Genomic DNA, 11,707 nt, shown 5'->3' with positions numbered 1-11,707 from the left:
AAATTATTTAAAAAATTACATTTGTCCTTGTTTGCTTAGTATTTCTTTTAAAATATCTAAATCATAAATACTTGGTCCACAAGTTTTTTTTGTAGTGTCTATATTGATAAGCTTGTTGCCTTTTTCATCTAAATAGCTATATTTTAAAACATAATCTTTTTTTAATAAGTCAAGTGTTGTTTCATCTTCACATAAAGAATTTTGAACATCTTTTTTGAAACTCTTTAAATTTAAATTGGCAATATGAGAAAATTTTTTATTTACAATTTGATAAGTATATAATATTTTATTTTCAATTTTATCAATATTTTTCAAGTTAGTGTATGAGTTTACTTTTATAGGAAGTTGTGCTTTATAGGCTTTTATTTGAGAACCAATAAAATAATCTTCAAAATAGTAAACTTTTAAAATATCAAGTGTTGAAAATAGAGTACTAATTAAATTTATTGTAACAGTAAGTTTAGCTAAAAAAGCTAAAAATTTAGAGCCTTTATATTGGTTTGCACTTTTAATTACAGCAATAAAAATAAATATAGTATAAATAAATAATAAAAAAAATAAAGCTAAATTAATATATGTTTGAGTTTTATTAAATGTTAATTCATAATAGCTATTATTTAAATCTATTTGAATAAAAATATTTAATAAAAATGTTACTAAAATAAAATATATCCAAAATACAATTTTTAATGGTATCTTTCCTTTAAGTAAATTTTTTATTAATTCTTTTATTCTTGTCATTTTAAGTATTCCTTTTAATAAAGTCTATAGTGTACATTAAAAATAAGTTTTGTAGGTGTTTTAGGTTTAGGATAGTCTTTATATGCTATTCTAATTAATTCCAATGAATATTCATCAAAAATAGAATATCCTGATGAGTTTGTGATTTTTAAATTTGTTATATCACCATTTGGATGAAAAATAAATGAAACTTGATTATTTCCTGATAATCTCATTTTTCTTGCAATATAAGGATATCCTAATCTATTTAAAACTCTTTGAGTAATAGCTTGAAATCTATTAAGATTCTTTTTTATAAATGCTTTTTGAACCTTAGTAAAAGTTTCAAATTCTCTTCCATAAAGACGTTCAACTTGACTTAACATTTTTTCTTCTTCTGGATTTCTTTGAGATAAAAAATCTTCAAGAGTTTTATGTTGAATAGAGTTTTCTTTTTTTACGATTTGATTCTTTAATATTTTATTTTGTAAGTCATTACTCTTTTTTATTTGTTTTTTTATAACTTTTTTAGTGGTTTTATTTTTTGCCTTTACTTTATTTTTTTTAACTAGTTTCTTTTTTGTTGTTTTTTTTATAATTTTTTTTGGGTTATCTTTTTTTTCAATTTTTTTTATAATATTTTCTTTTTCAACAACTTCTTTTTTCTTTAGTTTTACATATTTTATTTGTGTTTTATTTATTTGTTTTGTTTGTTCTTGTAAAGGTTTCTTCTCGACTTCTTTTTTAGTTATGGAAAAAAGAAATAAGAAATGAAGTGAAATTGATAGTAAAAAAGCAACAAGTATTATTTTCATAAAAAAGATTATATAAAAAAAATACTAATACAAGATTAACACAAGTATATAGATTTACTATAACATAAATGTTTTTTAGGTATCCTATGCCTAAAATTACTACTGAATAGGATATTAAATGTTTGATAATTCAATAAAAGCATACGAAGAAGCAAAAGAAGTTATTCCAGGTGGTGTAGATTCACCTGTAAGAGCTTTTAAAAGTGTAGGAGGAACACCACCTTTTATTGAAAAAGGTGAGGGTGCTTATCTTTTTGATATAGATGGAAATAAATATGTAGATTTTGTACAATCATGGGGTCCACTTATTTTTGGTCATGCCGATAAAGATGTAGAAAAAGCAGTTATTGAAACAGCTAAAAAAGGTTTATCTTTTGGTGCACCAACTACTTTAGAAACTGAATTAGCCCAAGAAATTGTTGAAATGTTTGATAATATTGATAAAGTAAGATTTGTAAGTTCAGGAACTGAGGCTACAATGTCAGCTATTAGATTAGCAAGAGGTGTAACAGGTAAAAATGATATTATTAAATTTGAAGGATGTTATCATGGTCATTCTGATTCACTATTAGTTCAAGCAGGTTCAGGGTTAGCTACTTTTGGAAGTCCTAGTAGTCCTGGTGTTCCAGCTGATTTAACTAAACATACACTTCTTTGTGAATATAACAATATTGAAAACTTAAAAAAATGTTTTGAAGATTCTTCTGATATTTCTTGTATTATTATTGAACCAATAGCAGGAAATATGGGATTAGTTCCTGCAAGTCCTGAGTTTATTAAAGCTTGTAGAGAATTATGTGATGAAAATGGTGCATTACTTATTTTCGATGAAGTTATGACAGGCTTTAGAGCTTCTTTAAAAGGTGCTAGTGGAATTTTAGAACAACAAGCAGATATTATTACTTTTGGTAAAGTAATTGGTGCTGGTATGCCAGTAGGTGCATTTGCAGCTTCAAAAGAAATTATGGGGCATTTATCTCCTGATGGTGCTGTATATCAAGCTGGAACATTAAGTGGAAATCCAGTTGCTATGAGTGCAGGATTAGTGAATCTAAAAAAATTAAAATCAAATCCAGAAATTTATGAACAGTTAAATGCAAAAGCAGTTAAATTAGTAACTGGATTAAAAGAAGTAGCAACTAAGAATAATATTGCATTACAAGTTGACACAAGAGGTTCTATGTTTGGTTTCTTCTTTTGTGAGGAAGTTCCGACAAACTTTAAAGAAGTAGGAAAATGTGATTTTGATAGATTTGCTAAATTCCATCATGAAATGATAAAAAAAGGTTTCTATTTCGCTTGTTCTCAATATGAAGCAGGATTTATGTCAACGGCAATTTCAGATAAAGATATTGAAGTTTGTATTGAAGCAGCTAATGAAGTTATGAAAAATTTATAGGAGAATAAAATGGAAATTTTAAAAAGCGTAGACCTAGTTAAAAAAGCAAATATATATTTTGATGGAAATGTAACAAGTAGATCTTTTGTTGATGCAAATGGAGAAGATAAATCTTTAGGTATTATGATGCCAGGATCGTATAATTTTGGGACTAATGCTGCTGAATTAATGGAAATACTTGATGGAGAAGTTGAAGTAAAACTTGCAGGGAGTGATACTTGGAATACATATACAGCAAACACTTCGTTTGATGTACCAGCAAATTCAAGTTTTGATATTAAAGTAAAAACAATTACTGATTATTGTTGTTCATATATAAAATAAAGGCTTTAAATGGAAAATAAAGAATTTAAAGAACCAAAACATCAAGGAAAACTAAGAGCATTAGATAACTTATCTTTGGGTATTTCAATGGTCGCTGCTGTTGCCATTGGCTTTGGTATTGGTTATGGACTTAAAAGTTTAACAGGCTATGAATGGACTTTATGGCTTGGTGTATTTTGGGGTTTAGCAGCAGCTGTTTTAAATATTGTTAAAGCATATAAAAGAGCGCAAAAAGAGTTTGAAGGATTAGAAAATGATCCTAGATATGCTCATAGAGCTAAACATGGAGACAAGTCATACGACGATGATGAAGATTAATAAAACTATTTTAGATTTTGCAAAGGTTTTTATTGTAATTGATTTTTGTTTAATTTTATACTCTTTATTTTTTCATGATAAATATTGGCTATTAAATGCACAAGTTGCATTTATAGCTTCTTTATTTATTACTATTACATCTTTCTTCTCTTATAAAAGAAATATACAAAATAGGCTTTCTACTGTTGATTATTCTAAGCAAGATTATTCAAGTGAGCAAAGAGATAAGATAGATGAAATTGATGATCCTTATGATTTATATAGTCAAAATGAGGAAATTCCAGAAGATGAACTTACTACTGAAAAAATAAAAGAAATAATAAATGATGAGAAATCAAAAGTAAAAAGAAATTCTTTGAAAAATACAATATTTTCAGCAGGTGGCTTTTTATCTATTTATAGAGTTTTAGGATATGGTTTATTAGTTTTTTCATTTTTTGCATTAAACAATAATAATTTATTTTTACCTATTGCTTTTTTAATTGGTCTAGGTGTAGTTCCTATTGGTGTTTTATTCTCTAAGTTTGTGTTTAGAACTTAGAGAATAATTTAAATAATCAGAGGTAGATCAATAATAATATTGTCTTCTTCACAGCTTAAAATAAAAGATGAATGATCTTTTGCTTTAAGTGTTGTAACATCTGCTTTTTTATCTGCTTGAAATTTTACACTTATTAAAGAGTATTTTTTCCCATCAATTCTAATATATTCACCAATTTTAAGCATTACAGAACATTTGATAGTTTCTGCATTGTTAAATGTTTGTAATATTTCATTTACTACTTTTATAAAAGAACTTGCTTCTATTTTAAAATCAGGAATAGAAGGGTCATAATTTTTTATATAGTTAATATTATTTTTGATTTTTTGTGTTGAGATAGCCAAATCAAGTATTGTAAAAATATTTGTATTATCAACATTAGAAATATTTAGTTTTGATTCTTTTTTTACCATTGCACTTTTATAAAGTTTAATGTGAATTTCGTCTTCATCTTCATACTTTACTGTAATGGCATAAAAAGTATAACTTTTCATAGTTAAATTAATGTATGAAGTTTTTACTCCAAAAGATTGAGAAGCATATTTCAATGCTAACTCAAAAAGCTCATTTTGCTTAATTCTACTAAGCAAAAATTGAGCTTCACTATTGGAGTAAGTAATTTTACCACTTTGATTAAAAGATATTATAGGGTTTAAATCTAAATCAACCCAGTCTTCAAAGAAGTTCATTTTAACTCTCTACGTAATTTTTAAGATTTTTACCTACTTTAGGATGTTTTAGTTTCTTAATTGCACTTGATTCAATTTGTCTTACTCTTTCTCTAGTAACTGATAACTCTTTACCAATTTCTTCAAGTGTTCTATCAGAAGCATCATCCATAAGTCCAAATCTCATTCTAACAACTGCTTGCTCTCTTTCATTAAGCTGTGCTAAAATTTGATCAATTTGTCCTTGTAAGTCTTCTTTCATAATATTATCAACTGGAGTTGGGGCTTTTTCATCAGGTACAAAGTCACCAAACTTACCATCATCATCAGATCCAATAGGTGCTTCAAGTGATACAGGTTCTTTCGTAATCTTAATTACTTGTTTTACCTTGTCAACTGCAAGTCCTACTTCTTTTGCGATATCATCAACATCTGGCTCTTTACCATTTTCTTGGATACCTTTTCTAATGATTTTATTAATTCTATTAATAGTCTCAATCATGTGAATTGGAATTCTAATAGTTCTAGCTTGATCTGCAATTGCTCTTGAAATTGCTTGTCTAATCCACCATGTTGCATAAGTAGAGAATTTATAACCTTTTTTATACTCAAACTTATCAACAGCTTTCATAAGACCAATATTACCTTCTTGAATTAAGTCTAAGAATGGTAAACCTCTATTTGTGTATCTTTTTGCAATAGATACAACAAGTCTAAGGTTTGATTTAGCCATTCTAGTCTTAGCCTTATCAGTAATTTGTTTACCTCTTTTGATTTGTTCTAAAACATCTTTAAGCTCTTCTGGTTCAAGATCAAATCCACCTTTTGAGGCTTCTTTAGTTTGAAATAACTTTTTAATTTCCATATAAGTAGAAACCATTGTTGCTTCTGGAACCATAGAAGTAATTTGTACTTTTGATAAATTAACAATATTATCTAAAATCTTTTGGTGATTAGCTAATAATGTATCATTAAATAAAGGTAATCTATACTCTAATCTTTTAAGTTCACTATCAAAACCAGTATCAGATTTAAGTGCAGTTTCCATAGCTTTTACAATTTCAGTAATAAGTTTAGATGTTGGACCTAAATCTAATAAAGCTTCTTTTAAAACTCTTTTTTTATAAGCAACTGCTAAATTAAATTGCATTTGATGAATTTCATCATCAGATTTTGCTGATTCTTTTGCTAAGAATTTAAGCCAATCTTTTTTAGCTTTTTCTAAAATTTTAAAAGAATCAATAATAGTTTGAGCTCTTTTATCAAGTTTTTTATTTTTCTTTCCAGCTTCATCATCAGAATCATCAGAATCTACTTCTGTTTCAACATCATCAGCAGAATCATCAGAATCTTCATCATCAAAGTTTCTGAAAAGTTCTTTTACTTTTCTCTCTCTATTTACAAGAGGTTCTTTGTACTCTAAAATAAAATCAATTAAGTATGGTACATAACAAATGGCATCAAGAATAACATCCTCACCCATTTCAATTTTTTTAGAAATTTCAATTTCTTCTTCTTTTGTAAGTAATGGAATTTGACCCATTTCTCTTAAATACATTCTTACAGGAGAATCAGATCTAGACCACTCTAATAATTCTTTATTCTTTAATAAATCAAAAACATCATCTTCATTTTCGATTAATTTTTCTCTTTGTTCTCTTTTCTTTTTGGCTTCTTCAGCATTCATTCTTTTTGCTTGTTCTTGAGAACTAATAACAGTTACGTTGTATAGTTGTATAAAAGCTAAAAGTTTTTTTACATTTGCTGCTGATGGAGCTTTAGGAAAGATTTTAATAATTTTTTCATAAGTTAAAATAGAGTCTTTGTATTCTTTTACAGTTTGCTCTATAGCTTTATTTAAATCTTTGGCACTCATTGACGAAAAATCCCCTTCTTAAGATAGGCATTTATTATACCGAAATTACATAAGAAACTTATTAAAAAAATGTTATTTAATCAAATATTACTAAAATTTTAGATAAAATGTATGTTTTCTGAAAATAATCATGTTTAATAGATTAAAGATTTATTGAATACAAGGATACAAAATATGAATAAAATTACTGGAAAAGTATGGAATTTTGGTGCAAATATTGATACAGATGTAATTATTGCAGCAAGATATTTAAATAGTTCAGACCCTGAACATTTAGCAAAATATGTAATGGAAGATGCAGATCCAGACTTCCCAAAGAAGTTACAAAAAGGTGATATTATCGTTGCAGGTGAAAACTTTGGATGTGGAAGCTCTAGAGAACATGCACCAATTGCTTTAAAAGCAGCAGGTGTTGCAGCAGTAGTTGCACCTTCATTTGCGAGAATCTTTTATAGAAATGCATTTAATATGGGTTTACCTATTTTTGAATTACCTGAGTCTTTAGAAATTAAAGAAGGTGAAGAAATTTCTATTAATTTAGATGCAGGTGAAATTACTAATAATACAACTAATAAAACATATAAATTTATTCCTATTCCAGATTTTATGCAAGAGCTAATTGCAGCTGGTGGATTAATTAACTTTGCTAATATTGAAGCAGCAAAAGAAAAGGAAAATAACTAAATGAAAAGATATAATATTTCTTTAATTAAAGGTGATGGAATTGGTCCTGAAATAGTTGATGAAGCTATTAAGGTTTTAGATACAGTTGCAGGGGCTTGTAATTTTACACTTGATTATAAAGAATACTTAATGGGTGGAATTGCGATTGATGAAACAGGTGTTCCTTTACCTCAAGAAACAGTTGATGGTGTTTTAAATTCTGATGCTTGTTTATTTGGAGCAATTGGAGGTGAAAAATGGGATACTTTACCAAGAGAATTAAGACCAGAAACAGGACTTTTAAAATTCAGAGAAGAAATGGGTGTTTATGCTAACTTAAGACCTGCAATTGTATATGACGAATTAGTTAATGCATCTACATTAAAACCTGAAGTTATTGAAGGTTGTGATATCATGGTTGTAAGAGAGTTAATCGGTGGTATTTACTTTGGTCAACCAAGAGCAAATGATGGACAAAAAGCTTATAATACTATGGTTTATACAAAACCAGAAATTGAAAGAATTGGTAGACAAGCTTTCGAATTTGCTATGAAAAGAGACAAAAGAGTTTGTTCTGTAGATAAAGCAAATGTACTTGAAGTATCTCAATTATGGAGAGATACAATGGAGGAAATTGCAAAAGAGTATCCATCAGTTGAGTTAACACACATGTATGTTGATAATGCAGCTATGCAACTTGTAAGAAATCCAAAACAATTTGATGTAATTGTAACAGGAAATATTTTTGGAGATATCTTATCAGATACAGCTTCAATGGTTGTTGGATCAATTGGATTATTGCCATCAGCTTCAACTGGTGATAAAACAGCAATTTATGAGCCAATTCATGGTTCAGCTCCTGATATTGCAGGACAAGGTATTGCTAATCCTATTGCTACTATTGAAAGTGCAGCAATGATGTTAAGATATTCATTAGGTGAAGAAGAAGCTGCAAATAAAATTGAAACAGCTATTAGAAATGTACTAAAAGATGGATACAGAACAAAAGATTTAGCCGCTTATGATGCTAAAGAAGTTGTAACAACTGCAGAAATGGGTGATATAATCGCTAACTACATTAAATAGTAAAAAAGGGAAACCCCTTTTTTACTAAACCTTTTAATACTTTTTAATTAAATATAATTATTTAATAGAATTTAATAATCATTTATGATAGAATAATCAAAACTTTAATTTAGGAAGTTCTTATGGATAAGAAATATAGACTTGTTACTAGAAGTGATATGGATGGTTTAGTGTGTGGAACACTTATGAAGTATCTTGGAATAATAGATGAAATTACATTTGTACACCCAAAAGATATGCAAGATGGAAAAGTAGAAATTACTTCTAATGATATTACTACAAATTTGCCTTACGTTAATGGTGTTTATTTAGCTTTTGATCATCATTTTAGTGAAACATTAAGAAATGAAAAAAAAGATAATCATATTATTGATGCAAAAGCACCAAGTGCCGCAGAAGTTGTATATCAATACTATGGAGGAAAAGAAAAATTTCCAGAAGCTTTTGATGATATGATGATTGCAGCTAACAAAGCAGATAGTGCAGCATTTACGAAAGAAGATATATTAAATCCTAAAGGTTGGGAGTTATTAAGTTTTTTAATGGACAGTAGAACTGGACTTGGAAGATTTAGAGAATTTACAGTGTCAAATTATCAATTAATGATGGATTTAATTGATTACTGTAAAGATCATACAATTGAAGATATTTTATCTTTGAGAGATGTTAAAGAAAGAGTTGATTTATACTTTAAATATGAAAAAGAGTTTAAAGAACAACTTGAAAGATGTACTACAGTTCATAAAAATTTAGTAATTATAGACTATAGAGATGAAGAAATAATTTATCCAGGTAATAGATTTTTAGTTTATGCTATGTATCCTCAAACAAATATTTCAATTCATGTTGTTTGGGGAAGAGATAAACAAAATGTAGTTTATAGTACAGGTAAATCTATTATAAATAAAACTTCAAAAACAAATGTAGGTGAGTTAATGCTTAAATATGATGGAGGAGGACATGAGGCAGCTGGTGGATGTCAACCAAGTCATGAGGATGCACCAAAAGTTTTAGAAGAATTAATTGCACAAATCAATGCAGATGGATAAACTCCATAAAATAAAGAAAAGTTTATAAACTTTTCTTTATTAATTCATAAAACCCTTCAAAAGAAGGTAGTCTAAGATCAGATTCTCTTTGTTTTTTTCCCCACATTGGTTCAGGGAAATATGAGTCTTCTTTAAATCTTGCCATTATATGAAAATGTACATGAGGTACATAATTTCCAAATGAAGCAATGTTTACTTTGTCACAATTAAAATAATCAAGCATTGTTTTTTCAATAATATCTAAACATCTAAATATTTCCATTTTAGTTTCAGTATCACAATGAGATAATTCTTTTAAATTTTTATTTGTGAAAATTTTAAGCCATGGAATTTCGCTTTGTTCAATTTGTATGTTTATTAATTCATTTGTAAAAATTTTAGACATTTAAATCCTTTTATAAGTGTTATTCGTATTTTACAACAACAAAGCTGAAATAAGTTTAAGCTTTAAACTATATTTAAGTAAAAATTAATTATAATCCGAATCCATTTTTTCAACCATCAAGGAAGTTTTTATAAAATATTTGTGTTTTATAAAGAGTTGGTAGGAGTAGCGTTAAAGCAAACGCTTTACTATAGCCTACTATTTTTACTCCTGAATATTTAGAGAAAATATAGGTTAAGACAAATGATACGGTAAAGATTATATCGTTTGTTTACGTCTCTTGCCTGTTGAAAAGTGGTAATAAACACAAAAAGAGGAATGACTGATGAAAGTTAGAGCTTCAGTAAAGAAAATGTGTGATAAATGTAAAGTTATCAAAAGAAATGGTATCGTAAGAGTAATCTGCGAAAACAAAAAACACAAACAAAGACAAGGATAAAAAGACATGGCAAGAATCGCAGGTGTTGATTTACCAAATAAAAAGAGAATGGAATACGCGTTAACTTATGTTTACGGTATTGGTTTACATAACTCTAGATTAATCTTAGATGCTGTAGGTATTGATAGAAACAAAAGAGCACACGAATTAACAGAAGATGAAGCAGCAGCAATTAGACTTGAAATCCAAAAGAACTACCAAGTTGAGGGTGATTTAAGAAAAAAAGTTGCTATGGATATTAAAGCTTTAATGGACTTAGGTTCATACAGAGGTTTAAGACACAGAAAAGGTTTACCTTGTAGAGGGCAAAAGACTAAGACTAATGCTAGAACAAGAAAAGGTAAAAAGAAAACTGTTGGTGCAGCAGCTAAATAAGGGATTGTAGATGGCAAAAAGAAAAGTTACTAGAAAAAAAATTGTAAGAAAAAATATTGCTGACGGTGTTGTACATATTGCTGCAACATTTAACAATACTATGGTTACTGTATCTGACAATGCAGGTAATGCAATCGCATGGTCAAGTGCTGGAAGCTTAGGATTTAAAGGTTCTAAGAAGTCAACTCCATTTGCTGCACAAGCTGCTGTAGAAGATGCAATGCAAAAAGCAATGGAACATGGAATTAAAAACGTTGGTATTAAAATTCAAGGACCAGGATCTGGTAGAGATACTGCAGTTAAATCTGTAGGTGCTATTGAAGGTATCAGAGTTACTTGGTTTAAAGATGTTACACCATTACCACATAATGGTTGTAGACCACCTAAAAGAAGAAGAGTGTAAGGGGCAATTATGGCAAGATATAGAGGACCAGTAGAAAAAATCGAAAGAAGATTAGATGCAGACCTTGGATTAAAAGGTGAAAGAAGACTTAACGGTAAATCTGCATTAGAAAAAAGACCATTTGCTCCAGGACAACACGGACAAAGAAGAACTAAAATTTCTGAATATGGTTTACAATTAAGAGAAAAGCAAAAAGCTAAATTCATGTATGGTGTTTCTGAAAAACAATTCAGAAAATACTTTAAAGAAGCTGCAAGAAGAGAAGGTAATACAGGTGCTAACTTAATTACTTTAATCGAGCAAAGACTTGACAATGTTGTATATAGAATGGGATTTGCTTCAACTAGAGCAAATGCTAGACAATTTACAACTCATGGACACATCTTAGTTGATGGTAAGAAAGTTGATATTCCTTCTTACGTTGTTAAACCAGGTCAAAAAATTGAAATCAGAGAAAAATCTAAAACTAACCCACAAATCGTTAGATCTTTAGAGTTAACTAACCAAACTGGACTAGTTGACTGGGTAGATGTAGATAAAGATAAAGTATTCGGAATTTTCACAAGAATCCCAACTAGAGAAGAAGTTGTTATTCCTGTAGAAGAGAGATTAATCGTAGAGTTATATTCTAAATAATTGAGAGCAA

Annotated in this window: 16 protein-coding genes; 11 read left to right on the top strand and 5 right to left on the bottom strand. The window is 28.4% G+C overall.

The features are described from left to right. Positions 1 to 15: 15 nt before the first annotated feature. Entirely contained in the window at positions 16 to 741 is a 726-nt protein-coding gene (locus ACH5BH_RS10445) for a hypothetical protein (RefSeq protein WP_423298303.1), read from the bottom strand. A gap of 14 nt (positions 742 to 755) precedes the next feature. Then, positions 756 to 1,535 (bottom strand): energy transducer TonB, encoded by a 780-nt coding sequence (locus tag ACH5BH_RS10440; RefSeq protein ID WP_423298302.1) that lies wholly within the window; start codon positions 1,533 to 1,535, stop codon positions 756 to 758. 118 nt (positions 1,536 to 1,653) lie between these two features. Here ACH5BH_RS10440 and hemL point away from each other — a divergent pair, with 118 nt between their 5' ends. Genes hemL through ACH5BH_RS10420 form a run of 4 tightly spaced genes read left to right on the top strand, consistent with a single transcriptional unit; the run spans position 1,654 to position 4,117 of the window. Then, positions 1,654 to 2,934, top strand: coding sequence for a glutamate-1-semialdehyde 2,1-aminomutase (gene hemL / locus ACH5BH_RS10435; protein WP_423298301.1), 1,281 nt, complete (start codon positions 1,654 to 1,656; stop codon positions 2,932 to 2,934). 9 nt (positions 2,935 to 2,943) lie between these two features. After that, positions 2,944 to 3,258 (top strand): pyrimidine/purine nucleoside phosphorylase, encoded by a 315-nt coding sequence (ppnP, locus tag ACH5BH_RS10430; RefSeq protein WP_404303792.1) that lies wholly within the window; start codon positions 2,944 to 2,946, stop codon positions 3,256 to 3,258. Between the two features lie 9 nt (positions 3,259 to 3,267). Then, positions 3,268 to 3,576 (top strand): AtpZ/AtpI family protein, encoded by a 309-nt coding sequence (locus ACH5BH_RS10425; protein ID WP_404303793.1) that lies wholly within the window; start codon positions 3,268 to 3,270, stop codon positions 3,574 to 3,576. Next, positions 3,512 to 4,117: a hypothetical protein gene (locus ACH5BH_RS10420; RefSeq protein ID WP_423298300.1), complete on the top strand. Its 606-nt coding sequence runs from the start codon at positions 3,512 to 3,514 to the stop codon at positions 4,115 to 4,117. Before ACH5BH_RS10425 ends, ACH5BH_RS10420 begins: the two co-directional genes overlap by 65 nt. An 8-nt stretch (positions 4,118 to 4,125) precedes the next feature. Here the strand turns inward: ACH5BH_RS10420 and ACH5BH_RS10415 are convergent, their stop codons facing one another. After that, positions 4,126 to 4,806: a hypothetical protein gene (locus ACH5BH_RS10415; RefSeq protein ID WP_404303796.1), complete on the bottom strand. Its 681-nt coding sequence runs from the start codon at positions 4,804 to 4,806 to the stop codon at positions 4,126 to 4,128. A gap of 1 nt (position 4,807) precedes the next feature. Beyond that, positions 4,808 to 6,661 carry an RNA polymerase sigma factor RpoD gene (gene rpoD / locus ACH5BH_RS10410; RefSeq protein WP_404303798.1) on the bottom strand — a complete coding sequence of 618 codons (1,854 nt, stop codon included), beginning with the start codon at positions 6,659 to 6,661 and terminating at the stop codon, positions 4,808 to 4,810. 174 nt (positions 6,662 to 6,835) lie between these two features. On the opposite strand from rpoD, the gene ACH5BH_RS10405 reads away from it, so the two are divergent. From ACH5BH_RS10405 to ACH5BH_RS10395, 3 genes are all read left to right on the top strand, one after another. Continuing rightward, a complete protein-coding gene (locus ACH5BH_RS10405; RefSeq protein ID WP_404303799.1) occupies positions 6,836 to 7,345 on the top strand; it encodes a 3-isopropylmalate dehydratase small subunit in 510 nt (169 codons plus the stop codon). Continuing rightward, positions 7,346 to 8,410 (top strand): 3-isopropylmalate dehydrogenase, encoded by a 1,065-nt coding sequence (gene leuB / locus ACH5BH_RS10400; RefSeq protein WP_423298299.1) that lies wholly within the window; start codon positions 7,346 to 7,348, stop codon positions 8,408 to 8,410. A 122-nt stretch (positions 8,411 to 8,532) separates the two neighbouring features. Further along, positions 8,533 to 9,459, top strand: a complete 927-nt coding sequence (locus ACH5BH_RS10395) for an exopolyphosphatase (protein ID WP_423298298.1) — start codon at positions 8,533 to 8,535, stop codon at positions 9,457 to 9,459. A 22-nt stretch (positions 9,460 to 9,481) separates the two neighbouring features. Here ACH5BH_RS10395 and ACH5BH_RS10390 read toward each other — a convergent pair whose 3' ends face one another. Continuing rightward, positions 9,482 to 9,844: an HIT family protein gene (locus tag ACH5BH_RS10390; RefSeq protein ID WP_423298297.1), complete on the bottom strand. Its 363-nt coding sequence runs from the start codon at positions 9,842 to 9,844 to the stop codon at positions 9,482 to 9,484. 325 nt (positions 9,845 to 10,169) lie between these two features. On the opposite strand from ACH5BH_RS10390, the gene rpmJ reads away from it, so the two are divergent. From rpmJ to rpsD, 4 genes are read left to right on the top strand one after another with little or no spacing between them, the layout of a single operon-like run. Further along, positions 10,170 to 10,283: a 50S ribosomal protein L36 gene (gene rpmJ, locus ACH5BH_RS10385; RefSeq protein ID WP_254577927.1), complete on the top strand. Its 114-nt coding sequence runs from the start codon at positions 10,170 to 10,172 to the stop codon at positions 10,281 to 10,283. A 6-nt stretch (positions 10,284 to 10,289) separates the two neighbouring features. Further along, the gene (gene rpsM / locus ACH5BH_RS10380) at positions 10,290 to 10,658 is read left to right on the top strand and encodes a 30S ribosomal protein S13 (RefSeq protein ID WP_404303804.1); all 369 of its coding nucleotides are present in this window, start codon (positions 10,290 to 10,292) and stop codon (positions 10,656 to 10,658) included. A 10-nt stretch (positions 10,659 to 10,668) separates the two neighbouring features. Further along, entirely contained in the window at positions 10,669 to 11,061 is a 393-nt protein-coding gene (gene rpsK / locus ACH5BH_RS10375) for a 30S ribosomal protein S11 (protein ID WP_404303805.1), read from the top strand. Positions 11,062 to 11,070: 9 nt separating this feature from the next. After that, positions 11,071 to 11,697, top strand: coding sequence for a 30S ribosomal protein S4 (rpsD, locus tag ACH5BH_RS10370; RefSeq protein WP_404303806.1), 627 nt, complete (start codon positions 11,071 to 11,073; stop codon positions 11,695 to 11,697). The last annotated feature ends 10 nt before the right edge of the window (positions 11,698 to 11,707 follow it).

Source organism: Arcobacter rhizosphaerae (assembly GCF_049472155.1).
In the GTDB taxonomy this organism is placed as follows: Bacteria; Campylobacterota; Campylobacteria; order Campylobacterales; family Arcobacteraceae; genus Arcobacter_B.
Note: the sequence above shows the minus strand (reverse complement) of the source record. Positions and strands in the feature narration are given on the sequence as shown.

What these genes read in the sequence shown, in the direction of transcription:
- rpoD (WP_404303798.1), bottom strand. Translation starts at nt 6,661, where the DNA reads ATGAGTGCCAAAGATTTAAATAAAGCTATAGAGCAAACTGTAAAAGAA.
- rpsD (WP_404303806.1), top strand. Translation starts at nt 11,071, where the DNA reads ATGGCAAGATATAGAGGACCAGTAGAAAAAATCGAAAGAAGATTAGAT.
- ACH5BH_RS10395 (WP_423298298.1), top strand. Translation starts at nt 8,533, where the DNA reads ATGGATAAGAAATATAGACTTGTTACTAGAAGTGATATGGATGGTTTA.
- rpsM (WP_404303804.1), top strand. Translation starts at nt 10,290, where the DNA reads ATGGCAAGAATCGCAGGTGTTGATTTACCAAATAAAAAGAGAATGGAA.
- leuB (WP_423298299.1), top strand. Translation starts at nt 7,346, where the DNA reads ATGAAAAGATATAATATTTCTTTAATTAAAGGTGATGGAATTGGTCCT.
- hemL (WP_423298301.1), top strand. Translation starts at nt 1,654, where the DNA reads ATGTTTGATAATTCAATAAAAGCATACGAAGAAGCAAAAGAAGTTATT.
- ACH5BH_RS10425 (WP_404303793.1), top strand. Translation starts at nt 3,268, where the DNA reads ATGGAAAATAAAGAATTTAAAGAACCAAAACATCAAGGAAAACTAAGA.
- ACH5BH_RS10420 (WP_423298300.1), top strand. Translation starts at nt 3,512, where the DNA reads ATGATCCTAGATATGCTCATAGAGCTAAACATGGAGACAAGTCATACG.
- ACH5BH_RS10440 (WP_423298302.1), bottom strand. Translation starts at nt 1,535, where the DNA reads ATGAAAATAATACTTGTTGCTTTTTTACTATCAATTTCACTTCATTTC.
- ACH5BH_RS10390 (WP_423298297.1), bottom strand. Translation starts at nt 9,844, where the DNA reads ATGTCTAAAATTTTTACAAATGAATTAATAAACATACAAATTGAACAA.
- ACH5BH_RS10415 (WP_404303796.1), bottom strand. Translation starts at nt 4,806, where the DNA reads ATGAACTTCTTTGAAGACTGGGTTGATTTAGATTTAAACCCTATAATA.
- ppnP (WP_404303792.1), top strand. Translation starts at nt 2,944, where the DNA reads ATGGAAATTTTAAAAAGCGTAGACCTAGTTAAAAAAGCAAATATATAT.
- rpsK (WP_404303805.1), top strand. Translation starts at nt 10,669, where the DNA reads ATGGCAAAAAGAAAAGTTACTAGAAAAAAAATTGTAAGAAAAAATATT.
- ACH5BH_RS10405 (WP_404303799.1), top strand. Translation starts at nt 6,836, where the DNA reads ATGAATAAAATTACTGGAAAAGTATGGAATTTTGGTGCAAATATTGAT.
- ACH5BH_RS10445 (WP_423298303.1), bottom strand. Translation starts at nt 741, where the DNA reads ATGACAAGAATAAAAGAATTAATAAAAAATTTACTTAAAGGAAAGATA.
- rpmJ (WP_254577927.1), top strand. Translation starts at nt 10,170, where the DNA reads ATGAAAGTTAGAGCTTCAGTAAAGAAAATGTGTGATAAATGTAAAGTT.